This window comes from Micromonospora sp. KC721, assembly GCF_004348355.1.
In the GTDB taxonomy this organism is placed as follows: domain Bacteria; phylum Actinomycetota; class Actinomycetes; order Mycobacteriales; family Micromonosporaceae; genus Micromonospora.
The window spans coordinates 1-23,443 of sequence record NZ_SMJY01000088.1; the positions used below are offsets into that span (position 1 = coordinate 1).

22 protein-coding genes and 2 pseudogenes are annotated in these 23,443 nt (G+C 71.7%); 15 read left to right on the forward strand and 9 right to left on the reverse strand.

Annotated elements, in window-relative coordinates; all coding sequences use genetic code 11:
- Positions 1-314 precede the first annotated feature (314 nt).
- Complete coding sequence (locus tag E1182_RS16510) at positions 315-1,679, forward strand: helix-turn-helix domain-containing protein (protein ID WP_165942631.1); 1,365 nt, start codon at positions 315-317, stop codon at positions 1,677-1,679.
- Between the two features lie 417 nt (positions 1,680-2,096).
- Here the strand turns inward: E1182_RS16510 and E1182_RS16520 are convergent, their stop codons facing one another.
- Positions 2,097-2,912, reverse strand: a complete 816-nt coding sequence (locus E1182_RS16520) for an oxidoreductase (RefSeq protein ID WP_132265925.1) — start codon at positions 2,910-2,912, stop codon at positions 2,097-2,099.
- Positions 2,913-3,071: 159 nt separating this feature from the next.
- Here E1182_RS16520 and E1182_RS16525 point away from each other — a divergent pair, with 159 nt between their 5' ends.
- A complete protein-coding gene (locus tag E1182_RS16525; protein ID WP_207921420.1) occupies positions 3,072-3,656 on the forward strand; it encodes a TetR/AcrR family transcriptional regulator in 585 nt (194 codons plus the stop codon).
- Between the two features lie 58 nt (positions 3,657-3,714).
- Here E1182_RS16525 and E1182_RS16530 read toward each other — a convergent pair.
- Positions 3,715-4,857, reverse strand: a pseudogene (locus E1182_RS16530) (IS3 family transposase).
- Positions 4,858-5,686: 829 nt separating this feature from the next.
- Here E1182_RS16530 and E1182_RS16535 point away from each other — a divergent pair.
- Positions 5,687-6,391: a carbonic anhydrase gene (locus tag E1182_RS16535; protein ID WP_243706253.1), complete on the forward strand. Its 705-nt coding sequence runs from the start codon at positions 5,687-5,689 to the stop codon at positions 6,389-6,391.
- Between the two features lie 494 nt (positions 6,392-6,885).
- On the opposite strand, the pseudogene E1182_RS32270 reads toward E1182_RS16535, so the two are convergent.
- The 4 genes and pseudogenes from E1182_RS32270 to E1182_RS16560 form a co-directional block, all read right to left on the reverse strand.
- Positions 6,886-7,281 (reverse strand): annotated as a pseudogene (locus E1182_RS32270) (DUF4037 domain-containing protein); the annotation flags it as partial.
- 106 nt (positions 7,282-7,387) lie between these two features.
- Complete coding sequence (locus E1182_RS16545; protein WP_132265929.1) at positions 7,388-7,909, reverse strand: sugar O-acetyltransferase; 522 nt, start codon at positions 7,907-7,909, stop codon at positions 7,388-7,390.
- Positions 7,910-8,061: 152 nt separating this feature from the next.
- Positions 8,062-8,319 carry a hypothetical protein gene (locus tag E1182_RS16550; protein ID WP_207921422.1) on the reverse strand — a complete coding sequence of 86 codons (258 nt, stop codon included), beginning with the start codon at positions 8,317-8,319 and terminating at the stop codon, positions 8,062-8,064.
- A 521-nt stretch (positions 8,320-8,840) separates the two neighbouring features.
- Positions 8,841-9,683, reverse strand: a complete 843-nt coding sequence (locus tag E1182_RS16560; protein WP_132265931.1) for a hypothetical protein — start codon at positions 9,681-9,683, stop codon at positions 8,841-8,843.
- Positions 9,684-9,975: 292 nt separating this feature from the next.
- Here E1182_RS16560 and ssd point away from each other — a divergent pair, with 292 nt between their 5' ends.
- The 7 genes from ssd to E1182_RS16595 all read left to right on the forward strand — a co-directional run bounded on the left by ssd (position 9,976) and on the right by E1182_RS16595 (position 14,620).
- A complete protein-coding gene (gene ssd, locus E1182_RS16565) occupies positions 9,976-11,076 on the forward strand; it encodes a septum site-determining protein Ssd (protein WP_132265934.1) in 1,101 nt (366 codons plus the stop codon).
- Positions 11,073-12,278: a TadA family conjugal transfer-associated ATPase gene (locus E1182_RS16570; protein ID WP_132265936.1), complete on the forward strand. Its 1,206-nt coding sequence runs from the start codon at positions 11,073-11,075 to the stop codon at positions 12,276-12,278. The genes ssd and E1182_RS16570 overlap by 4 nt, the downstream gene beginning before the upstream one ends.
- A complete protein-coding gene (locus tag E1182_RS16575; RefSeq protein WP_243706254.1) occupies positions 12,275-12,898 on the forward strand; it encodes a hypothetical protein in 624 nt (207 codons plus the stop codon). Before E1182_RS16570 ends, E1182_RS16575 begins: the two co-directional genes overlap by 4 nt.
- Positions 12,895-13,680 (forward strand): type II secretion system F family protein, encoded by a 786-nt coding sequence (locus E1182_RS16580; RefSeq protein ID WP_371687557.1) that lies wholly within the window; start codon positions 12,895-12,897, stop codon positions 13,678-13,680. Before E1182_RS16575 ends, E1182_RS16580 begins: the two co-directional genes overlap by 4 nt.
- Positions 13,681-13,755: 75 nt before the next feature.
- Positions 13,756-13,884, forward strand: a complete 129-nt coding sequence (locus E1182_RS16585) for a DUF4244 domain-containing protein (protein ID WP_208418639.1) — start codon at positions 13,756-13,758, stop codon at positions 13,882-13,884.
- Entirely contained in the window at positions 13,881-14,249 is a 369-nt protein-coding gene (locus tag E1182_RS16590; protein ID WP_132265941.1) for a TadE family type IV pilus minor pilin, read from the forward strand. The genes E1182_RS16585 and E1182_RS16590 overlap by 4 nt, the downstream gene beginning before the upstream one ends.
- Positions 14,246-14,620 carry an Rv3654c family TadE-like protein gene (locus E1182_RS16595; RefSeq protein WP_132265944.1) on the forward strand — a complete coding sequence of 125 codons (375 nt, stop codon included), beginning with the start codon at positions 14,246-14,248 and terminating at the stop codon, positions 14,618-14,620. The genes E1182_RS16590 and E1182_RS16595 overlap by 4 nt, the downstream gene beginning before the upstream one ends.
- Before the next feature lie 325 nt (positions 14,621-14,945).
- Here the strand turns inward: E1182_RS16595 and E1182_RS16600 are convergent, their stop codons facing one another.
- From E1182_RS16600 to E1182_RS16610, 3 genes are all read right to left on the reverse strand, one after another.
- Entirely contained in the window at positions 14,946-15,524 is a 579-nt protein-coding gene (locus E1182_RS16600) for a hypothetical protein (RefSeq protein WP_132265946.1), read from the reverse strand.
- A 127-nt stretch (positions 15,525-15,651) separates the two neighbouring features.
- Positions 15,652-15,858 carry a hypothetical protein gene (locus E1182_RS16605; RefSeq protein ID WP_132265949.1) on the reverse strand — a complete coding sequence of 69 codons (207 nt, stop codon included), beginning with the start codon at positions 15,856-15,858 and terminating at the stop codon, positions 15,652-15,654.
- 274 nt (positions 15,859-16,132) lie between these two features.
- The gene (locus tag E1182_RS16610) at positions 16,133-18,571 is read right to left on the reverse strand and encodes a DEAD/DEAH box helicase (RefSeq protein ID WP_371687558.1); all 2,439 of its coding nucleotides are present in this window, start codon (positions 18,569-18,571) and stop codon (positions 16,133-16,135) included.
- A gap of 125 nt (positions 18,572-18,696) precedes the next feature.
- Between E1182_RS16610 and E1182_RS16615 the strand changes: the two genes are divergently transcribed.
- The 5 genes from E1182_RS16615 to E1182_RS16635 all read left to right on the forward strand — a co-directional run bounded on the left by E1182_RS16615 (position 18,697) and on the right by E1182_RS16635 (position 23,435).
- Positions 18,697-19,053, forward strand: coding sequence for an STAS domain-containing protein (locus tag E1182_RS16615; protein ID WP_132265951.1), 357 nt, complete (start codon positions 18,697-18,699; stop codon positions 19,051-19,053).
- Positions 19,050-19,487: an ATP-binding protein gene (locus E1182_RS16620; protein WP_132265954.1), complete on the forward strand. Its 438-nt coding sequence runs from the start codon at positions 19,050-19,052 to the stop codon at positions 19,485-19,487. Before E1182_RS16615 ends, E1182_RS16620 begins: the two co-directional genes overlap by 4 nt.
- 311 nt (positions 19,488-19,798) lie before the next feature.
- The gene (locus E1182_RS16625) at positions 19,799-22,159 is read left to right on the forward strand and encodes a sodium-translocating pyrophosphatase (protein ID WP_132265957.1); all 2,361 of its coding nucleotides are present in this window, start codon (positions 19,799-19,801) and stop codon (positions 22,157-22,159) included.
- Between the two features lie 95 nt (positions 22,160-22,254).
- Entirely contained in the window at positions 22,255-22,797 is a 543-nt protein-coding gene (locus E1182_RS16630; protein WP_132265959.1) for a hypothetical protein, read from the forward strand.
- Positions 22,788-23,435: a hypothetical protein gene (locus E1182_RS16635; RefSeq protein ID WP_132265962.1), complete on the forward strand. Its 648-nt coding sequence runs from the start codon at positions 22,788-22,790 to the stop codon at positions 23,433-23,435. Before E1182_RS16630 ends, E1182_RS16635 begins: the two co-directional genes overlap by 10 nt.
- Positions 23,436-23,443: the final 8 nt, after the last annotated feature.

Sequence of the window (23,443 nt, forward strand, 5' to 3'; positions counted from 1 at the left end):
ATTCACGGGCCGTCGTTCGGGTCGCGGTCCCACACCAGCACCCACCCCGGGCCAGCCTCAGCAGGTCGCCGAGCGACCGGAACCCGCGCAGTCCAGGCAGGACCGCCGGGCCAGGGAACGCGTCCGCTCCGACCCACGCCCCATCCCCCGAACGGCGGTGCGGGCAAGGGTGTACTTCCAGCCCGCACCCGAGCAGGATTGACAGTTGGTCGATACGTTCAGCCCCGTCATGCAGACAGGTTGTGACACGAACCGCCCGGCGACCCGGAAAATCCTTCCGGGGTCGCGGCCGACCGAGGGGAGACAATGAACCGGTGCGCGGGATAACCAACACCCTGACCATCGGCGAACGCGTCGCCTGGTACCGCCGTCGACGCGGCCTGTCTCAGGAAGCTCTGGCCGGACTCATCGGCCGTACCGCCGACTGGCTCGGCAAGGTAGAGAACAACCGCATCGAGCTGGACCGGCTCTCCGTCATCAAATCCCTGGCCGAGGTCCTGGACGTGGCCCTCGGCGACCTGCTCGGCGAACCCTCGCTGCTGGACTGGACCGGCGACAGCGGCACCAAGACGGTGCCCGCGTTGCGCGCCGCCCTGATGAACTACCGCGTCATCGCCCCGTTGGGCGCCACCGCCGACGTGCACCCGCCGACCGTCGCCCTGCTCAAGAAGGAAGTCGGCCAGCTCTGGGACGCCTACCAGGACTCCCGATTCGGGTACGTGACCGGCCGCCTGCCCGACCTGCTGCACCGCGCCCAGGCCGCCGCCGACCACCACGACGGCGACGACCAGGACCGGGCCCGCCGGCTACTCGGCCTGACGTACCAACTCGCCGCCACCCAACTCACCAAACTCGGGGAAAGCGACCTCGCCTGGATCGCCGCCGACCGCGGCCTGGCCGCGGTCGGCCCCACCGGCGACCCACTCGTCACCGGATCCCTGTTCCGCTCCGTCGGCCACGCCCTGCACGCCACCGGCCGCTACGCCGAAGCCGTACGCCTCACCGAGGACGCCGCCGGCTATCTTGAACCCCACCTCGAGCACGCCACACCGGCGCTGCTCTCCGTCTACGGAACCCTGTTCCTGTCCGGCTCGATGGCCGCCGCCCGCGCCAACGACGCCGCCACCACCCGCACCTTCCTCGCCGCCGCCGACCAGGCCGCCGGCCAGCTCGGAGCAGACGCCAACCACCTCTGGACCGCGTTCGGCCCGACCAACGTCGCCATCCACCGCGTCGCCACCGCCGCCGAACTGGGCGACCTCCAAGTCGCCGTCGACCTCGGCCCGCGCGTCGACACCACCGGCCTACCGATGGAACGCCGCGTCCGCCACGCCCTCGAAGTCGCCCGCGCCTACAGCTCCTGCCGAGCCGCCTGCATACGCGAGGTCCAAGAGGAACTTGGCCTCGTAGCCACGCTCGGACCGATGCTGGTCGTTGACTGGGCACCCGCCGAACACGAGGGCGACAAGCTCCTCTTCATCTTCGACGGCGGATCACTCGGAGCCCAGCAAGAGCGCGCCATCCGCTTCGCAGACGGCGAACTCACCGAATGGCGCTACGTAAGCGCCGAATCCTTGGAGCAGCACGGCCCGCCCCGGCTCGCCCGCAGAATCCGCACTGCGATTGCAGCGCGCAGTAACGGCGTCTCCGCCTACGCCGAACACGGCAGCGCAATCTAGAGCAAAGTTTCCATACACGATCAAGGCGGCCCGCCTCGCGGGCCGCTCGCGCCGCCGACCAGGGGCCGACCCAGAGGGGTCGCCGCTCGGGGACCCCGCCGCCCAGGCGCAAGCGCCGGCGGGCACCCCGGCGGTTCCAGCCCCGCCGGCGGCGCGACATACGAGGAAGCCCCGGGCCCCCATGGTCGATGGCAGTTTCGGGGCTTCTTCGGATCGAGACACAGTAAGTGCCTCCGGCGGGGCGCTCGGGCACTCCGGGATGGTTGGCGGCCATCCCGGCAACCTTCGTCCGGGCAGAGCCGAGTGGGTGGGGACGAAGGCCGACGGGATGGCAAGGCATTCCATGGTTGTCGACACGCTGGTCTCCTCGGTGCGAAGCCATTGGCGCGCTGGACCGAACTGGTCAGTTCCGGTGTGTCAGCCGGCCAGCCGGTTGAGTTTGCGGATCTGCTTGTCGAAGGTCCGGGCGGGAATGATGCGGCGTAGTGTGCTGACGCGTCCGGCGGTCGGGCCGGCGGTGTAGCGCAGCTTCGGTTTCGGGTCGGTGGCGGCCGAGACGACTGCCTTGGCCACGATGGCGGGATCGTCACCGCCTTTGATCGCCGCCGCCATCAGGTCGTCGAAGATGTGCCGTTGCTGCGCGTAGACCGGCAGAGGGCTGTCGGCCCGCAGGCTGTTCGCCTCGAACCCGGTGTTGGTGTAGGCGGGCTGGACGAGCAGGACCCGGACGCCGTGCTCGCGGACCTCATGGTCCAGGGACTCGGAGTAGCCCTCGATCGCGTGCTTGGACGCGGCGTAGCTGGCCATGTAAGGACCGGGGAGGAACCCGAGCACGGAGGAGATATTGATGATGCGGCCGCCTCCCTGCGCCCGCATGCGCGGCAGGACCGCCTTGGTCATGCGGATGAGTCCGAAGACGTTGACGTCGAACAGCCTCTGGTCCTGAGTCAGGGAACTTTCCTCGGCAGCTCCCGCTGCGCCGAGACCGGCGTTGTTGACCAGGACGTCGATTCGTCCGGACTGCTCGATCACCTGTTGGACCACGGTGGTGACTGACTCGGTGCTGGTCACATCGAGGTCGAGGAACGTCACGCCGCCGCCCGGGGCGACCCGAGAGGTGTCTCGGCTCGTGCCGACCACGGTGAAGCCCGCCGCCACGAGCGCGAGCGCGGCCGCCTTGCCGATGCCCGAGGAGGCGCCCGTCACGAGCGCTACCTGCCGAGTTGTTGTCATCACAAGCTCCTGATCCTATTGAATTACGATCATACGACCATAGCCTGAGACGCGAGCAGAGAGCAAGGGTCTCGCCGGAATTAAATTATGGTCGTACTGTCAAAGAGTGAGTGCAGGCCGGTGGACAGGCCGCCGGCTCGTTCTGGACGAGGGGGCTTGGTGCGGTACGGCAAGGAGCACAAGGAGGTGACCCGTCGGCGGATCATCGAGACGGCCGGACGTCGGTTCAAGCAAGACGGCATCGACGGCTCGGGGGTCGCCACGCTGATGGCGGACGCGGGGTTGACCAACGGCGCCTTCTACGCCCATTTCGACTCCAAGGAGAATCTCGTCGCCAGCGTGGTCGCCGATCAGCTTCGCAAACAGTGCGAAAGCCTCAGTGAGCTGGCACCGGGCCGCGACGGAGTCGAGCAGTTCGTGCGCGCGTATCTCTCGGTCGAGCACCGTGACACCCCGGAGGACGGCTGTCCGGCCGCCGCCCTGCTCGACGAGATCGGCCGCTGCCCGGACTCCACGAAACAGGCGTACACCGACGGCACGTTGACCATCATCGACGACCTCGCCGCTCGCCTGGTGCCGCTCGACCCGCGGTCGGCGCGCGTGAAGACGCTCGGTGTCCTCGCCGGAATGGTTGGAACGCTGCAGCTGTCCCGCGCCCTCGCCGACCCACAGCTCGCCGACGAAATCCTCGAACAAGGCATCCAGAACGCCCTCACCCTGTTGGGAACCCAGCAACAGGGTTGACCCGCCGCATAACCGGATCTTGACCCACCAGTGAACCGCCCCGGGTTCTGTGGAGACCTCAGCTGTTGACTCCAACCACCTCGCGGGGCTGGGGTTGAGCGTAGAACATCGATTCGTGTTCGGCCGGTGGGACGTGGCCGGTTGTGGAGTGCAGGCGCTGGTTGTTGTACCAGTCGACCCACTCGGCGGTGGCCAGTTCGACCTGGGCGAGGCTGCGCCACGGGCCTCGGGGTTTGATCAGCTCGGTCTTGTAGAGGCCGATGGTGGACTCCATCAGCGCGTTGTCCAGGGCGTCGCCGACGCTGCCGATCGAGGCGTCGATACCAGCATCGAGCAGGTGGGTGGTGAACCGGAAAGACGTGTACTGACTGCCCGCGTCGCTGTGGTGCACCAGGCCCGCCCTGACCGGCTGCCGGGCGCGGTCGCGGCGCCATAGGCCCATGTCTAGGGCGGCCAGGACCAGCGGGGTGTTCGTGGCCGCGGACCAGCCCACGATCGCCCTGGAATAGACGTAGACGACGAACGCGACGTAGACGACGCCGGACCAGACGGCGACGTGGGTGAAGTCCGCCACCCAGCACCGGTTCGGCCCGGCGGCGGTGAAGTCCCGGTTGAGCAGGTCGGCGACACGCTGATGCCCGGGATCGGCGGTCGTGGTGCGGATCTTCTTGCCCCGCACGGCACCGGCCAGGCCGGCGTCACGCATCAACCGCTCGACCGTGCACCGGGCCGTCGGATGCCCTTGGCGGCGCAGCTCATGCCAGACCTTGCGCCGCCCAGTATCCGCTCGGGGTGATCTGCAACCCGTGCTGGTGCAGCACGCGGCAGATCGGCTCGACTCCGCCGAAGCGGCCCCGATGCTTGTCGACGAACGTCACGAGCGTGTCGTAGGCCGGTCGAGCTCGGCCGCGAAGAAAACCGACGCGGCCTTCAAGATCTCATTCGCCCGCCGCAACTCGGCATTCTCCCGCTGCAGCCGCCTCAGCTCCGCCGACTCCTCCGACGTGACCCCGGGCCGCTGACCGTCGTCGACCTGCGCCTGACGGACCCACTTACGCAACGCCTCGGCCGTGCCAATCCCCAGCCGCGCCGCCACGGCCGTGATGGCAGCCCAGTCCGACTCGTAATTCGGCCGTACCTCCGCGACCATCCGCACCGCCCGCTCCCGCAGCTCCTGCGGATACGGCTTCGTTCCTGCCATCTCTCGATCCCTCCCAAGCGGGGAAGTCTCTACAAGATCCGGGGCGGTTCATAGGGCGGGTCGGCGGCGGCTACCGACCCGAGACGTAACGGCAGGTTGCCTGCATCTGTCAGGGCTTGGACGGCCTCGGTGAAGCCAAGCGAGGCGATCCCTCTGGCTTTGATGTGTCTCTCCCGCCTGTGGTAGGTGCGGACCAGGTGGCTCGCTGGCAAGGTCTGACTGTCGACCATGAAAAGGCGCCCCTTGGCGGAGCGCAGTGCGGCAGGCAGCTGACCCTTCGTTCGGACCGATGCACTCAACAGAGCCGCGACGATCGCGGCCGTCAGCCGCACCCGGTCCGCGTAGCCGCAGGTGGCGGAGCGTCCGATGGTGGGTGCTGGTCAAGCTGCGCCTGTGCCGGACGGAGCTGGTCGCGCACGGCGCTGGACAGGTAGGTCCTGACCGGGCTGGTCCTGCGGACGCCAGGAAGCTCGCGCGTACCAGGATCCGTGCCTGCGGACCGGCGGCCGCACCGGCCGGGTTTGTAGCAGGTCGGTCCGGCGATCGAGGTTCGTCCAGGGTTCTTGCCCGACACCGGCACGACCTGGGTGAACCATTCGGCTGTCTGCCGCCGCACCGCTTCCCGCTTCGGCCGCCCCCGCGCGGACAGCCCACCTCACTCGGGATACCTCACCACCCCGGCCTGCGCCTTCGCGTCTCGAGGATCACGCCGACACGTCGAGCCACAGTGGACGGACCTTGGCCTTTCAACATCTGAATTGGGTACGCGGCGTGAAGCATCATGCGCATAAAATTCTCAGCATCCTGTCCCTCCTTTGAGGAGTCCTCAGTGGTTTTCCAGTTGTCGCGTCGCTCGATGCTGGCCGCCAGCGGTGCCGTGGTCGCCGCCGGCGCCACCGTTGTCGCCGCCGGGCCCGCCGTCGCGGCGCACGCCGATTCCACCGCTCCCACGCCGACGCAGGCCCTTCGCCGCCTCCTGTACGGCAATGAGCTGTTCGCCAGTGGGCACGGCCGACACCCGCACCAGAGCCTGGAGGACGTGCGTCGGCTGGCTGCCGGGCAGCATCCGTTCGCCAATATTCTCGGTTGCGCGGATTCCCGGGTGCCCCCGGAGGTGATCTTCGACCAGGGGCTGGGTGACCTGTTCGACAACCGGGTGGCCGGGAACGTCGCCGACGACCTGTTGCTGGGCAGCATCGAGTTCGGCGTCGAGGAGCTCGGCACCCCGCTGATCGTCGTTCTCGGGCACGAACGGTGCGGGGCGATCACGGCAACCATCAACGCGATCCGCACCGGGGCGCCCGTGCCCGGTCACATCGCCGCCGTCGTCGATGCCCTGCGCCCGGTGGTGGAGCCGGTGCTCAGCCAGCCCGGCGACCCGGTGGAGAACGGCGTTCAGGCGAACGTCCGGGCGCAGGTGCGGGCGCTGGTCGACCGCAGCCACATCATTGCCGAGCGGGTGCACGCGGGCACGCTGCAGGTGGTGGGCGCTCGGTACGACCTGGACACCGCCCGCGTCACGCTCGTGCGCTGAAAGTCGTCGGTTCCCGCGTACCTGCGCGGCCCCCAACCGCCCACGCTGATCGGTTGGGGGCCGCGCGACGCCGGGAGACCGGCGGTCCACCCGCAGGGTGGGTCTGCACGGTGACCTGACGGCTGTCGTGGCTGAGCCGGAGCGCCGTCAACGCACGAGCCAACTGGGGCTGACACAGCATGACGGTGCTGTCCGCGTACTGATCCACAGCACCGACCGGCGGCAAACTCGGGATCGTCGATACCGGCCAGCAGAACGGCAGCGAACCGTCCAGCGTCGATGACCTGATACGGCCGGTCGAAGCACCGGCGCCGGGTGGCGTCGACCGGCGAAGCGATGCCCAACCGGGTTCTGCCAGTCGCCGGCCTGCTCGTATGCGAGCACAGCGCCGCCTGCCGTGCGGCGCCGCTGTCGGCGTTCAGCGCCTCATCGCGGGCAGCGGCGATGTCCGGCGTCTCCGGCAGCGCGACAGACGCGGTGCGCAACCACTTGGTGTATGGCGGGAACCGACGAGCCAGCAGCAGACACAGCCGCATCACCTCGCGGACCAGGCGTGCCGCTACCACCCGGCTGCCCACCTCGTCGCCGGCCTCGGCGGCGCGGCCCACGAATGCCTCCTCCTCACCGATAGGCATCCACTGGCACGCCAACACATAACGCCACACGTCGTCGGGATACCAGGAGAGCCGATCACGTAGGGCGCTCAACTCGCCGATTCCGTCGTGGAACACCGCCCCGCCGGTGACCTCGGCCAGCCGCTGCCCCGGCGTGGCCAGCCAATCCAGGACCGTCAGACTGCGCCGCGCGTCGAAGCCGAGCCGCGCATCGCACCAGGTGCCGACATCGGTGACCAGGACCCGGTGCGCCACCGGCCCGTCCGTCGCCGACATCACCCGTACCTCCGGCGGCTCGAAGTGGGTCGGCCACCCGCGAAACCGCTTCGGCAGCCTTGCCGCCAGCAACGCCGAGATCGCCTCGCCGTACCGGTCGACGTCGTCAACCGTCAGGAACAGCTCCAGCCGCGGTCCCAGTCGTAGGGGATGCCGGCTTCAGACGCTTTCGCTCGACAGCGCTCGTTGCCGTGACCACACTCAGCGGTGGCACGTCCCTCGCGACCACGGCGCCCGCTCCGACGACCGAGCCGTGACCGATCGTGACTCCGGGGGTGACCGTGGCCGCGGCGCCGATCCACACATCGTCCTCGATCACGATGGGTGCGTGGGTGATGAAGTCGTACCGTTCGTCGAGCTCGACGGGGTGTCCGGCCGTGCTGAGAGTCACTCGGGGACCGATCAGGACGCGGTCACCGATCGCGATGCCGCCGTAGTCGAGGAAGAAGCATCCCTGATTGATGAACACGTGCTCACCGAACGATGCTCCAAGCCCGTAGTCGCAGTAGAACGGGGGCAGGATGGACAGGGAGTCGGGTATCGGTTGACCGAAGATCTCGGTGAGCACCGTCCTGCGTGCGTCGAGGTCGTCAAACGGCAGCCCGTTGAGGCGCGAGGTCAGGTTCATGACGTGCTGTACGCGGTCCGCGAAGGCTCGTGACTCGGGCGTCCGTGCTCGTAGGCGTTGCTCGTTGCGCACAAGGCGATGCTGGCACGGCGAGTCAGGAGCCCGGCGACGACGCACCGCCGGGGAGCCAACTTCGTGATCATTTCGTGTGGTCAGATGTCCGGAATCACCTTGCCAGGCCGGCCTCTGGGCTCCTGATCGTCAGGCGACGGCATCGGCACCATGCGCTGCTCCTGCTGCCGGATTTCGGCCCGATACCGATGCGCGCCCGGATGCCAGATCTCCTCGAAGGGGCCCATCACCTCGCCACCGACACCTCGGCGGCGAGCACGCGATCCCAGCCACACAAGCCCGCTGGCGATGGCAGCCACACATCCAGCCAGTACGAGGAACGCCAGAACCTCAAACACCGAACCAGGCTACGCCGGCATCGCTTACGGCGAATGTCGATCGGGTCACCTGAGTGGCCGAGGCAGCGCGAGGACCGATGCGAGTCGGTTCTGAATCTCAACCGACGACCCCGGACTGCTGGCGGCATGGACAGCGTGCCCACTTCCGTACCGCTCACTCTGCATCTCTACTGCCGGGTCGATGTGTTGGTCACTGACCCGGCGGCGCTGACCGATATGCGCTGCCGCGGAGTTGCGGGCGGCGGACATCGACTGGTCGACCGAGGACGACGACCTGGAGACGGCGGGCGCGGAGCTGCGTAGCGACCTGGTTGCGTCGTTGGCGGCCGTGGCAGACATCAGCCGCGTGCTGGAGGGCGTACCGGGGGTTGAGTTTCGCGACGGCCGATGTGTGGCCGCATCCGGACCACCTCCGAGCCTTTCGATTCCGACGACCGGTGAACGCGTACCGCGTGGCTGCCCGCGATCGTGCGCGACGGCACGACCGCGGTGGGTGGCCACGCGGTACGACGCTGACTCCGCTAGCGGATTACCGCCTTGCTGGTCTCCCGGGCGGGAAGGAAGCAGACCAACGCCCGGCCGTGCCGGTCGGTGACCACCCAGGGGTGCCCCACGAACGTCTGCTGCCGGTACGACTGGCCGGGCCACAATCCCTTGTAGAACTTCCGTTGGCCGTTGTGGTCGAGCCAGAAGACCGCGACGGGTATCTGGGTGGAGTTGACGAACTCGACGTAGGTCGAAGCTCCACCGTTGCTCGACCGTAGCGACGGCTCCTTGGCCGGGGACAACGCTGGGAGCTCGTTCATCCGCGGTGGCTCCGGCTTCGGGGCCGGCGGTTTCGGCGGACGCGGCTTGGCGGCCGGCGAGCTGGGCCGAGTGGTTGGCGCCGGTCGGTTCGGCTGCTGCCCGGGTGGCGCCACCTGGCTCGGAGACGGCGCTGTGGCTCGGGTGGACAGCGATGCCGGTGCCGGCGAGAAGGTGGCGTCCTCGGTCGCGCTGACCGGATCGGGGGTGGGGTCCTGGCTGAGCCCGCCGGTCGCCGGGACGAACGCGTTTGCGCCCTGACCAGGCCGGGGTTCGCTGGACCAGAGCGGGGCGAGTGCGAACACCAGCGTGGCGACCACGCCGACCGCGAGGCAGCCGAGCACCAGCGTCCGGGTGGGGCCGTCGGAGGAGGTGGGGGCGGCCGCTGGTGAAAGCGGCGGGGGGTTCTGCCGGTACGGGTCGGGAGCGGCCTGCTGCCACCGGTCCCGGATGGGGTCGGCGTGCGGCGGTGGCTGGACCGGTTGGCGGGAGTCGGGCAGCCAGCCACCGATACGCAGGGTCGCGCCGATGGAAGGTGTTTCGTCGGATGATTTGGCCATGGCCCGTTTCGAGGGGGGTGCGAAGCCACTCCAAGTGGTGGCACTGGGAAACGATTATCCGGGGAAGGTTCTCCCCGTCGTCAATGGCCCCCAGGGTGAAACACGACCTTCGCTCACTGTTGGCGGGTTGGTAGCGAGCTGCTGTGACGCAGCGCTTAGCAGATCGTCGCCAAGCGTGGTGGTTGTCCACAGGTGGTGCCGTCGTCCACAGGTGATTTGAGTCCGGTCGGCAGGCAGACGCCCACCGGGGCAGAGTCTCGGTCGACAACCGAGCCCGACTGCTGGAGGCGTGATGTCCCCGCCCACCACCGCACCACCGCGCCGACTGCCGTTGCTGGTCACCGCCGACGGCGGGCTCCTCGACGATCTGCTCCGGCTCGCCGCGGCCGGCGGCACCGAGGTCGAACTGGCCGCCGATCCCGCCGCCGCACGAGCCCGGTGGCTGCCCGCTCCACTCGTACTGATCGGCCACGATCAGGCGCAGGCGTGCCTGCGGGCCCGGCTGCCCCGGCGACCGCGTACCGTGCTGGTCGGCCGCACCGGCGAGATCAACCCGGGCTGGGAGATCGCCGAACTCCTCGGTGCCGAACACGTCGCCGCCCTGCCGGCCGCCGAGCCCTGGCTGGTCGACCGGTTCACCGAATACGGGGCGGACGCCGGCCCCCGCCGGCCGGCCCGCACGGTCGCGGTGCTCGGCGGGCGCGGCGGCGCCGGGGCCAGCGTCTTCGCCAGCGGGCTCGCCGTCACCGCCGCCCGGGCCCGGCTGCGTACGCTCCTCGTCGACGCCGACCCGCTCGGTGGCGGCCTGGACCTGGTGCTCGGCTGGGAGGAACTCGACGGCCTGCGCTGGCCGGCGCTCAGCGACGCCGACGGCCGGGTGGATGCCCCCGCGCTGGTGCGGGCACTGCCCAGCCGCGGCGATCTGGTGGTGCTCTCCTGGGACCGGGGCGACCTGCTCGCCCTGCCCGCTCCGGCGATGGCCGCCGCCCTCGACGCGGCTCGTCGAGGGCGCGACTTCGTCGTGGCGGACGTGCCCCGCCAACTCGACGACGCCGCCGTGGTCGCGTTACAGGCCGCCGACCAGGCGTACCTGGTCGTCCCCGCCGAGCTGCGAGCCGCTGCGGCGGCGGCCCGGGTGGTCACCGCGGCGGCACCGCACTGCGCGGCGCTCGGCGTCATCGTGCGTGGCCCCGCACCCGGCCGGCTGAAGGCCGTCGAGGTGGCCCGGGCGCTGGGGTTGCCGCTCGCCGGCACGCTCCGGCCCGAGCCGGCGCTGTGCCGAGGGTTGGAACGCGGTGAGGCGCCGGCCTCGGGCGGGCGCGGGCCGCTGGCCATGCTCTGCCAGCGCCTCGTCGGCGAACTGACCGGCCTACCCGTGGTGGGTGCGGCATGACCGGGCACCGCGACGACCTGTCGGCCCGGATACGCCAGCGCATCGCCGAGGACGTCACCCCGGTCACCCCCGCGGCGATCGTCTCCGCGGTACGCGCCGAACCCACCGCCGCCGTCCTCGGCGACACCGCTGTGTTGCGGATCGCCGACCGGGTACGCGACGACCTCGTCGGTGCCGGGCCGCTCGCCCCGCTGCTGGCCGATCCTCTGGTGACCGACGTGCTGGTCAACGGGGTACGGGTCTGGGTCGACCGGGGCGACGGGCTGCGTCAGGTGGCCGTGCCGATCGGCACCGTCGACGACGTACGACGCCTGGCGCAGCGGCTCACCGCGGCCGCCGGGCGCAGGCTGGACGACGGTTGCCCGTACGCCGACGCGCGGCTGCCGGACGGCACCCGGCTGCACGCCGTCCTGCCCCCGGTGGCGACCGACGGCCCCTACCTGTCGCTGCGTACCTTCCGGCAGCGACCGTTCACCCTCGACGAGCTGGTACGCCACGGCACTGTGCCCCGTCCCGTCGCCCCGCTGCTCGCCGCCGTCGTCGCGGCCCGGCTGGCGTACCTGGTCACCGGCGGCACCGGCTCGGGCAAGACGACCCTGCTCAACACGCTGCTCGGGATGGTCCCGCCGACCGAGCGGATCGTGCTGGTCGAGGACGCCGCCGAGCTGCACCCCGGGCACCCGCACGTGGTGGGGCTGCAGGCGCGTACGGCCAACGTGGAGGGATCGGGCGTGGTCGGCCTCAGCGACCTGGTCCGGCAGGCGCTGCGGATGCGCCCCGACCGGCTGGTGGTGGGGGAGTGCCGGGGCGCGGAGGTGGTCGATCTGCTCGCCGCGCTCAATACCGGCCACGACGGCGGGGCGGGGACGCTGCACGCGAACACCCCGGCGGACGTGCCGGCCCGACTGGAGGCGCTGGGGCTGCTCGGCGGGCTGCCCCGGGCGGCTCTGCACGCCCAGGTGGCCGCCGCGTTGCAGGTGCTTCTTCAGGTGCGTCGCGGTTCCGGCGGCCGGGTGCTGGAATCGATCTGTCTGCTGCTGCCCGAAGGGCCCGACCGGCTGGTCACCGTCGTGCCGGCCTGGATGCGGGGCCGGGGCGTCGGGTTGGCCGGCCGGGCCCTCGCCACCCTGTTGCGGAATCGAGGTGTGGCGGTCCCGCCGATCCTCTGCGAACCGTGGCCGGGCTCGGCGGGGTCGGAATGAGTCCCCTGCTCGGGCTGGTCACGGTGCTGATGGCCCGGCCACGACGGGCGCTGCTGCTGGTCGGCGTCGCCGGTGCGGCAGCCGGTGCGGCCACCGCCGGCCCGGTGGCCGGAGTGCTCCTCGCCTGCTACGGCGTGCTCGGTACCCGGGCCGCGCTCCGGGGGCGGGCCGTCCGGCACGCGGCCCGGGACCACCGGCGTCGGCTGGACCAGCTCTGCGGCCTCGCCGCCGACCTGCGGGCGGGACTGCCCGTCCCCGAGCCGGACGACCGCCCGGACCGCCTCGCCCAACTGACCCGGGCCGCCGTGCGACTGGCCGACAGGACCGGAGCGCCCCTGGCGGAACTCCTGGAACGCATCGAGGCGGACGCCCGCGCGGTGGACCGGGGGCTCGCCGCCGCCACCGCGCAGGCCGCCGGTGCGCGGGCCACCGCCCTGCTGCTGGCCGCCCTTCCGGCCGGCGGGATCGGCCTCGGCTACGGCATCGGCGCCGACCCGCTGACGGTACTGCTGCACACCCCCGTCGGCGCGGTCAGCGCGGTGACCGCAGCCGCCCTACAGACCGGCGGGCTGCTCTGGGCCGAACGGCTGGGCCGGGTGTCCGACGGGCACGGCCGATGACGACCGCGCAGCCGATGACTGCCGCCGCGTTGCTGACCGCGGCCGCGCTGCTGGTGGCCGTACGCCCGGCGTTGGTCCGGCCCGCCCGCCGGCTGCGTGGCCTGCTCACGGGTACGCACAGACCGGGCAGGTCGACGAATCCGCCGGCTGCTGCCGTCGAGCGAACGCTGTCCGGCGACACGGGCCGGTGGTTGGGCGCGGTACGGCTCGGCTCCGGGCTGGCCGGGCTGGCGGTCGCGGTGCTGGTCGGTGGCGTGCCCGGATGTCTGGCGGGAGTGCTGGTCGGTCTGGCGGCACACCGACTGCTGCGGCGCATCGAACCACCGGCAGTCCGCGAGCGCCGGCTGCGCGAAGCCGCTGACCTGCCGCTGGCCGCCGATCTGCTGGCGGCGGCGCTGCGCGCCGGCGCTCCGGTGGACCGCGCGGTGCTGGCCGTGGCCGACACGCTCGGCGGCCCGCTGGCGGCCCGCCTCGGTCGGGTGGGCCGGACGCTGCTGCTCGGCGGCGAGCCGCAGGAGGCGTGGGCGCACCTCGGCTCGGTGCCGGGGGCGGAACGCGTGGTGGCCGCCGCGCAGCGCTCCTCGCGCAGCGGGTCCGCGCTCGCCGGGGCGCTGACCCGGGTCGCCGACGACCTGCGGGCCGACCGCGCCACCGCCGCCGAGGCAGCGGCGCGTCGGGCGGGCGTGCTGATCGTCCTGCCGCTGGGTCTGTGCTTCCTGCCGGCCTTCATTCTCGCCGGCCTGGTGCCGGTGATCGTCGCCGTCCTCGGCGACGTGCTCTGACAACCCATCGAGAAGGGACACACTGTGCGCAGACTCCGTACCCGTATCCGCAGCCGGCTGCGCGGGGACGCGGGCATGAACACCGCCGAGTACGCCGTCGGCACCCTCGCCGCGGTGGCGTTCGCCGGCATCCTGCTCAAGGTCCTCACCTCCGGCAACGTCCAGTCCGCGTTGACCGCCGTGATCGACCGGGCGCTCAAGTGAGCGCGCGCCGGTGGGCCGGTCGTGACCGGGGATCCTTCACCGCCGAGCTGGCGGCCGGCCTGCCGGCGCTGCTCCTGCTGCTGCTGACCGGGGTGACCGCGGTCGAGGCGGTCACCACCAGAGCCGCCTGCCTGGACGCGGCGCGGGAAGCGGCCCTCGCCGCTTCCCGCGGCTCGGACGGCAGCACGGCCGGCACCCGGATCGCCCCACCCGCCGCGACGGTCACGGTGTCGGCCGACGCGGCTCGGGTCACCGTCACCGTCCGGGCTCCGGTCCGGGCGCTCGGTGCCCGACTTCCCCGGCTCACCGTGGAGGCCACCGCGGTCGCCGCCGTCGAGCCGGGCGTCCCGGTGAGCCGGCCATGACAGTGCCGGGCGTACGGTCGCGCGACGCCGCCGACCGGGGCGGCGCGACCATCTGCCTGCTCGTCCTCGGATTGGTGTTCGTGCTGGTCGGAGCCTTCGGAGCGGCCATCGGCACGGCCCGGCTGGCACGGCACCAGGCCCGGGTGGCCGCCGACTTCGCCGCGTTGGCCGCGGCGGGGCAGGCACTGGGCGGGCACGGGCCGGCGTGCCGCGCGGCCGAGGAGTTGGCGGCCGCCAACCGGGCCCGGTTGAACGGCTGCCGGCTGGACGGGCTCGACGCGCTGGTGACGGTCGAGGTACCGGTGACCCCGCTGCCGGGCCTGCACCGAGCGGCCACCGCCATCGCTCGCGCCGGCCCGGTGCGCGGCTGACGGAGACCGGTGGCGCTGACGGTCAGCAATCGGCGCCGGGTGTGACTGCCGACCACACCCGGCACCGGCGCTCAGGCGTCGAACGTGCCGGCCTTGATGCCCTGAATGAAGCGATCAGGCTCCGGGTGATGACGCGGTGGCCCGCCGGTCGATCTTCGTCATGACGGCCGGGCTGCGGACCGCCCCCGGCACCGTTCACCCTCGACGTGATCGGTGGCGGCTGGGTGATTTCGACATGCCGGGCCTGCTGCCGCTGAGCCGCAAACGATCACCCGGCCAGCCGAGCGCCGACCGGGGTGAGCCGCACCCGGCCGGCGGACGACGGTCAGCGGGCCTGGAGGGCGTCCAGACCGATCGCCATCGCGATCACCAGTCGGCGGTCGATCTGCGGGTTCTGCACCTCGACGACGTACCGGTCGCGCAGCCCCCACTTCTTCACCACCGAGAAGAACGGCTGACCACCGCCGACAAAGTCGAAGTGGTACGGCAGCCAGGAGAGCGAGTCGACGAACCGGCGCAGCAGCGCTACCGGCAGGCTCCGCTCCTGGCCGGTGACCTGCGGCAGGCCGGGCTGCTCCACGTGCCAGGTGGAGCGCAGCAGGGACTGCGCGAAGTCCTTGCGGAACAGGCCGAGCGGGTTGCCCGCGTGGTCGGTGACGTCGTAGGTGGCGCCGAGGTCGACCCGCTGGCGGGCCTTGAAGCCGAGCAGCGGCTGCTGCTTGGAGTCGTCGCGGTAGATGGTCACCTGTTCCTTGAAGGCGAGCCGCTTCTGTTGCGCGAACGCCAGCAGTTCGCCCTCCTGGCCGTCCGGGCCCACGGCGTGGACCTCGTACTGGTTGACCATCAACCGGATCCGTTGCCGGACGTGGAACCGGTGCTGTGCCTGCAAACTGTCGAGCTGCATGGAGTTTCTCCTGTCAAAGGGTGGCCGGAGTGTCGCACGCCGGCGCGCAGAACGACGGCCGCCACGGCAGCACCGAGGAGTCCGTCGTCCGTCGCGGCACCCCGCGTCGGATCGCGCAGCCCGCCGGTCAGCGTCCGCCGTCGACGGTCACCTTCATGGCCCAGGAGTTGAGCACCTGGTGGATGGTGCGTAGGCGCTCGTTGATCTGCTCCAGCCGTTCGGCCTGGGCGAGGTTCGCCATCGCGGCCCCCAGCGCGATCTGCTGGTCAGGGGTGAGGTTGTCCTGGTCGATGTTGTAGAGCAGGTCGACGGTCTCGGCGATCGTGTCGGCCATGGCTTCTTCTCCTCGGGCAAGAAGACGGCAGGTCGGCGGATCCTGACCGGCGAATCCGATCAATGGAAGCGCTCCCATCTCCTTGCCCACATGCTCTGCCCCTCATGCACCCTTCCCACAACCCGGACCCGCCGGCCACCTGTTGGCCAGCCCTCAACCGGCGAAACCGCCCCCGGAGAGCAGGTACGGCCAGGACGCCGCCGGACGGAAGACAACGTGGTCGGGACGCAGACAGCAGGGCGGCCGGGTGCGCGGCCCGGGACGGCAGGCGCGGTTACGGCATCGGCTGGCGCGGCACCGACGCCCCCGAGCCGCCCGTCGGACCGCCCACCGAGCCGTCCGCCGGGGCGGGCAGGTGTCCGAGCACCACGTCCAGGACGCGGACCGCGTCCGGCTTGGACAGCGGATTGTTGCCGTTGCCGCACTTCGGCGACTGCACGCAGGACGGGCAGCCGGCCTCGCAGCCACACTCGGCGATCGCGTCCCGGGTGGCGCGCAGCCAAGCCGCCGCCGTCCGGTACGCGCGTTCGGCGAAACCCGCCCCGCCCGGGTGGCCGTCGTAGACGAAGACGGTCGGCGCTTCGGTGTCCGGGTGCACCGCGGTGGACAGGCCGCCGATGTCCCAGCGGTCGCAGGTGGCCATCAGCGGGAGCAGCCCGATCGCGGCGTGCTCGGCGGCGTGCAAAGCGCCCGGGATGTCGGCCGCCTCGACGCCGGCTAGAGCCAGCGACCGCGGCGACACGGTGAACCACACCGCGACGGTGCGCAGTTCCCGCGCCGGCAGGTCCAGCGGGCGGGTGTCGATCACCTCGCCGGAGGCGATCCGCCGTCGCTGGTACGAGACCACCTGGTTGGTCACGTCCACCTCGCCGAGGAAGAGCCCCACCGGTCCGGCGTCGAGGTACGAGCGGACCGACACCACCGACAGCGAGGTGACGTCCCGGGCGTGGGTGGACCAGTCCGGCTCCTCGGCGTGCACCAGCGCGCACCCGTCGGCCAGGTCGAGGGCGTCGACCACGTACGAGACGCCCTGGTGCAGGTAGACCGCCCCGGGGTGGACGAGGACGTGCGACGAGCCGGCGTCCACGGTGCCGAGCAACCGCCCGGTCGACGCCTCGACCACGCAGACCGGAGCGCCGTCGGAGCCGCGTAGGTCCACCTCGGGCCGTTCCCGGTGCCGCCAGTACCACCCGGTCGGGCGCTGCCGCAGCGCGCCGGCCGTGACCAGGGAGTCGACCGCCTCCTTTGCCCCGTCGCCGAAGAGTTCCAGGTCAGCCGGGGTGAGCGGGGCTTCGGCGGCGGCGCAGGCGAGCTGCGGGGCGAGCACGTACGGGTTGGCCGGGTCGAGCACGGTCGCCTCGACGGGCCGCCCGAACAGCGCCTCCGGGTGGTGCACCAGGTAGGTGTCGAGCGGATCGTCCCGGGCCACCAGCACTGCCAGGGCCTCGTCGCCGGAGCGTCCGGCCCGCCCGGCCTGCTGCCAGAGCGAGGCCCGCGTGCCGGGCCAGCCACAGATCAGCACCGCGTCCAGTCCGACCAGGTCGACGCCGAGCTCCAGGGCGTTGGTGGAGGCGAGACCGAGCAGTTCGCCGTGCAGCAGGGCCCGTTCCAGCTCGCGCCGCTCCTCGCGCAGGTAGCCGGCCCGGTAGGCGGCCACCCGGTCGCCCAGCCCGGGCACCGCCTCGTCGAGTGCGCGTCGGGCGTTGGCCGCCACCACCTCCGCGCCGCGCCGGGAGCGGACGAAGGCGAGCGTGCGTACCCCCTCGGCGACGGTGTCGGCGAGCAGGTCCGCGGTCTCGCGCAGCGCCGACCGGCGGACCTGGAGCAGATCGGCGTCGGGGGCGGGCGTGGCGGCGGCCGGCAGCAGCGGCGGCTCCCAGAGCGCGAAGGTCACCCCGCCGCGCGGCGAGGTGTCCTCGGTGACGGCGACCACCGGCAGCCCGGTGAGCCGCCCGGCGGCCGTCGCCGGGTCACCCGAGGTGGCCGAGGCGAGGACGAAGACCGGCGTACCACGAAAGCGCGCGCACTGCCGGCGGAGTCGGCGCAGGACGTGCGCGACGTGCGAGCCGAACACGCCCCGGTAGGTGTGGCACTCGTCGATCACCACGTACGCCAACCGGCGCAGGAAGCCGGACCACTGCGCGTGCCCGGGGAGGATGCCGTGGTGCAGCATGTCCGGGTTGGTCAGCACGAACCGGGCGTGCCGGCGGATCCACTCCCGTTCGGCGCGCGGGGTGTCCCCGTCGTAGGTGGCCGGGCGTACCCCGTCGAGGCCGAGGTCGGCGACGGCGCGCAGCTGGTCGGCGGCGAGCGCCTTGGTCGGGGCCAGGTACAGCACGGTGGCCCGGGGATCGGCGAGCAGCGTGGCCAGTGCCGGCAGTTGGTACGCCAGCGACTTGCCGGACGCCGTCCCGGTGGCCACCACCACGTGGTTTCCGGCGTACGCCAGCTCGGCGGCCTCGGCCTGGTGCCGCCAGGGGGCGGCCACGCCGCGCCCGGCGAACGCCGCCCGCAGCGGCTCGGGGGTCCACCGCGGCCAGGGCGCCGGCTCGCCCGGCCGGGCCGGAACCCGTTCGACGTGGGTGACCGGATCGGTGCCGTGGTGGCGGGCGCGCAACCGGCCCAGCAGTTCCCCGGGCGCCGCCGGCTGCCGGCGACCGGGGCCGGGGCCTGCCGATGCGGTGGCTGCGGGGTTCACGTCCTGCACTTTCATGAGGGTGTTCGGGTGGTGAACAGCCGGGGGGATGGGTAAGGAGGAGCCGCCGCCGGTGACCGGAGGTCGGCCCGGCGGGGATGGTTAGATGCCCAGGAGAGTTTACGACTCTCGGAGGAGGACTGATGGAGCTGTCGCTGGCGACCCGCACCGTGGGGGAGCACACGGTGCTTGAGGTCGGCGGTGAGGTGGACGTCTACACCGCACCTCGGCTGCGCGAACGGCTCCTCGAACTGATCGACGGTGGCGCTCGGCAGGTGATCGTCGATCTCGGCCGGGTCGACTTCCTCGATTCCACCGGCCTGGGGGTGCTGGTCGGCGCTCTCAAGCGGCTCCGCTCGGCGAACGGATCGTTCGCTCTGGTCTGCGACAAGGAGCCGCTGCTCAAGATCTTCCGGATCACCGCCTTGGACCAGGTCTTTCCGTTGCACCCGACGATCGAGGCGGCGATCGCGGCCGATCCGAGCGGCGCCGGCGCGTGATGGCCACGGTCCGGCTCTCCTTCTCGCCGGCTCCGGTGCACGTGCGTACGGCCCGCCTGGTGGGGGTCGCGGTGGCCCGCCGGGCCGGGGTGCGCGAGGACCTGCTCGACGAGGTGCGTCTGGCCATCGGTGAGGCGTGCACCCGCGCTGTGGCGCTGCACCGACAGTACGGGCTGCCCGATCCGGTGCTGGTGGAGATGTCCGACTCCGGGGCGTACCAGGTGCGTGTGGTGGACCGGGCGCCGATCGAGGCGGGCATCGGCTTGGCCGCGTTGAACGCCGACGAGCTGGCCAACGAGTCGCTCACCGACGAGGCACTCACCACGGGCGTCGGGTTCGCCCTGCTCGCCGGCTTCGTCGAGGATCTTCAGGTCCGTCCGGTGGACGAGGGGGCCGGCACCGAGGTCCGGATGGTGTGGCCGGTCGGTCGCTGACTTCACTTTCCCGTACGAGGTCGTGACCCCACGTGGTCGCGGCCTCGCCGCGTCTCTGGGCTCCCATATCAGATTTTTTCTCATAACACAGTTAGAAATATCATCAGGACACGGTGTGCCCCGGTTGTGACCTCCGACACTGGGCAGGGCTACAGTCTGTGGGTTGTCAGCACGTGAGCCCTCCCGCAACCAGCGGATATGGACGTTGATCATGGTCCGTCGGGGCGGGTTGGCGCGCGTGCGCAACCGCATCCAGGCGCCGGGCAGACGTCCACTGGCCGGCGCGACCGTGTCGGTACAGGAGGACACAGATGTCCGGGACCATGGCCGCCCCCGAAGGCGGCGCGCTGTCCCTCACCGGAGCGAACCTGACGTACGTCGTCATCGCGGCGGTCATCGCCGCGGTGGCCCTCGTCTTCGCCGCGGCCTTGACCAAGGCCGTGCTGGCAGCCGGTAAGGGCACCACCAACATGCAGGAAATCTCCGGAGCGGTACAGGAGGGGGCCTCCGCGTACCTGCTCCGGCAGTTCAGGACGCTGGCGATCTTCGTCGTCATCGCCGTCGTACTCCTCTTCCTGCTGCCGGTGCACGACACCGACGGCAGCGAGGTCGCGGTGAAGATCGGCCGTTCGGCGTTCTTCGTGGTCGGTGCCCTGTTCAGCGCGTTCATCGGCGGGGCCGGCATGTGGCTGGCCACCCGCGCCAACCTCCGCGTCGCCGCCGCGGCGCGCGAGGCGCAGGGCGGGCGCGAGGCCGCCATGAAGATCGCCTTCCGCACCGGCGGCGTGGTCGGCTTCCTCACCGTCGGCCTCGGCCTCCTCGGCGCCGCGCTGGTCGTCATCCTGTTCGAGGGGGACGCCCCGACCGTGCTGGAAGGCTTCGGCTTCGGCGCTGCCCTGCTGGCCATGTTCATGCGGGTCGGCGGCGGCATCTTCACCAAGGCCGCCGACGTCGGTGCCGACCTGGTCGGCAAGGTCGAGCAGGGCATCCCCGAGGACGACCCCCGCAACGCCGCCACCATCGCCGACAACGTCGGCGACAACGTCGGCGACTGCGCCGGCATGGCCGCCGACCTCTTCGAGTCGTACGCGGTCACCCTGGTCGCCGCCCTGATCCTCGGCCGCGCCGCGTTCGGCGAGGCCGGTCTGGTCTTCCCGCTGATCATCTCCACCATCGGGGTGCTCATCGCCATCGTCGGGGTCTTCATCACCCGGCTGCGCGCCTCGGACCGCAACGGCCTGACCGCCATCAACCGCGCCTTCTACCTCTCCGCGGTCCTCTCCGCGGTGCTGGTCGCCGTCGCCGCCTTCCTCTATCTCCCGGCCACCTTCGCCGAACTGGAGGGCGGCCTCACCGGCGTCGACGAGAACCCGCGTCTGGTGGCCATCGGCGCGGTCGTCATCGGCATCGTGCTGGCCGCCGCCATCCAGGCGCTGACCGGCTACTTCACCGAGACCAACCGGCGTCCGGTGCAGGACATCGGCGCCAGCTCGCAGACCGGCCCGGCCACCGTCATCCTCGCCGGCATCAGCGTCGGCCTGGAGTCGGCGGTCTACTCGGCGCTGCTCATCGGCGCCGGTGTCTTCGGCGCGTTCCTGCTCGGCGGCAGCTCCATCACGCTCTCGCTGTTCGCGGTGGCGCTGGCCGGCACCGGCCTGCTCACCACCGTCGGCGTGATCGTGGCGATGGACACCTTCGGCCCGATCTCCGACAACGCCCAGGGCGTGGCCGAGATGTCCGGCGACATCGACGAGAACGGCGCGCGCATCCTCACCGAACTGGACGCGGTCGGCAACACCACCAAGGCGATCACCAAGGGCATCGCCATCGCCACCGCCGTGCTCGCCGCCACCGCACTGTTCGGGTCGTACACCGACACGCTGCGCAGCTCGTACGCCACCGCCGGGGTCGGCGACGTCGGCACCGAGATCCTCAACTCGCTGAACGTGGCCAACCCGCGCAACCTGGTCGGCCTGATCATCGGCGCGGCGGTGGTCTTCCTCTTCTCCGGGCTGGCCATCAACGCGGTGTCCCGCTCGGCCGGCGCGGTGGTGATGGAGGTCCGCCGGCAGTTCCGCGAACTGCCCGGCATCATGGACGGCACCCAGCGCCCGGAGTACGGCAAGGTCGTCGACATCTGCACCCGGGACGCCCAGCGGGAGCTGATGACCCCCGGTCTGCTCGCCATCCTCGCCCCGATCGCGGTCGGTTTCGGCCTCGGGCCGGGCGCGCTGGCGTCGTACCTGGCCGGGGCGATCGGGGCGGGCACCCTGATGGCGGTCTTCCTGGCCAACTCCGGTGGCGCCTGGGACAACGCCAAGAAACTCGTCGAGGACGGCGCGTACGGCGGCAAGGGCTCCGAGGCGCACGCCGCCACCGTCATCGGTGACACCGTCGGCGACCCGTTCAAGGACACCGCCGGCCCGGCGATCAACCCGCTGATCAAGGTGATGAACCTGGTCTCGCTGCTGATCGCGCCGGCCGTGGTGGCGTACAGCGTCGGCGACGAGCGCAACACCCCGCTGCGGGTGGGCATCGCGGTGGTCGCGACCCTGGTCGTCGTCGCAGCGGTGGTGTTCAGCAAGCGCAAGGGCGTCGCCATGGACTCCTCCTCCGGCGGCGGGACCGGCACCGACGCGGGCAACCACGAACGCGCCACGGTCAAGGCCTGAGCCTCGGTGGGCAACGGTCCCCGGTCGACCACGTCGACCGGGGACCGTCCGCCTGACCGGTGGCGCGTTTCCCGCGAGGCCGTACGCTGCCTTGCATGCGTACGTGCCGGGCGGCAGCCGCCGGAAGGATCACGGTGGTCCTGGCCACGCTCGTACTCGTCGTCACCGGCTGCGGTGGGGGGCCCAGCCCCCGGGTCTGGGCCGCCTCGGTCTGCGAGGCACTCACCCCGTGGCGGGCCGAGATCAACAAGCTGACCAGCAGCACCAAGCAGCAGATGACCGCGCAGACGACTCCGGCACAGGCCAAGGAGAACCTGGTGCGGCTCTTCGCCGGCGCGGCGCAGGCGAGCGAGACCGCCCGCCGCCAGGTCGCCGCCGCCGGGGTGCCGGAGACCGAGCACGGGGAGGAGATCTCCCAAGGTTTCCGGACCACCCTGGAGAAGGTGCGGGACGCGTACGGCCGGGCCCGGGACACCATCGACGGGCTCGGCACCACCGAGCCGGCCGCCTTCTACGACGGCGTCAGGGCCACGGTCGAGACCCTGACCAAGGAGTACGACGAGAGTGCGCTGGACACCAGCCGACTCGACTCGGAAGAGCTCAAACAGGCCTTCGACGAGGTCCCGGAGTGTCGCTGACCCCTGCCGACCCCACCCCCCGACCGGTGCGCCAGCTCTCGCTGTTCGGCACCGAGGCGGCGGACCCGTCGGTCGCCGACCTGGCCGGCCTGCTCGCCGGCCCCGGCGAGGTGGTCCGGATGGGGCGCACCGCCCGGCTGTCGATCACGGTCGACGCCGCCTGGCGGGTGCACGTGCTCGTCGCCGAGCTGCGGGCGCGCGGGCTCGCCGCGAGCTGGGAGTCGACCGGGGAGCGGGCGGTGGGCGAACCCGCTGCGCCGCCGCGGTTCGCGGTCCGAACGTCGTACGTCCGGACCCTGGCGCCGCTGGCCACGGCCTGGCTGGTCGGCCACGGGCGCAAGCGGCCCCCCGCCGGCTTCCACCTCAACGGCCGGCGGCTGCGGCTCTGGCTCGCCGGCGCGGGTACGCCCGACCCCACGGGATTCCTGCTCGGGCTGAGCGAGACCGACCGGGAATGGTGGCCGACGGTGCGGTCGGCGCTGGCCGCCGTGGGGCTGCCCGTCGCCGTGCTGGAGGCGGAGGCCGGCGGGCCGGCGTTCCGCATCACGGGCCGGCGACGGCTGGCCCGGCTTGCCGAACTGGTTGGTGAGCGCCCGTCCGCCGTGCCCCCGGAGGTCTGGCCGCCAGCCCCGCCCTGACCGCCACC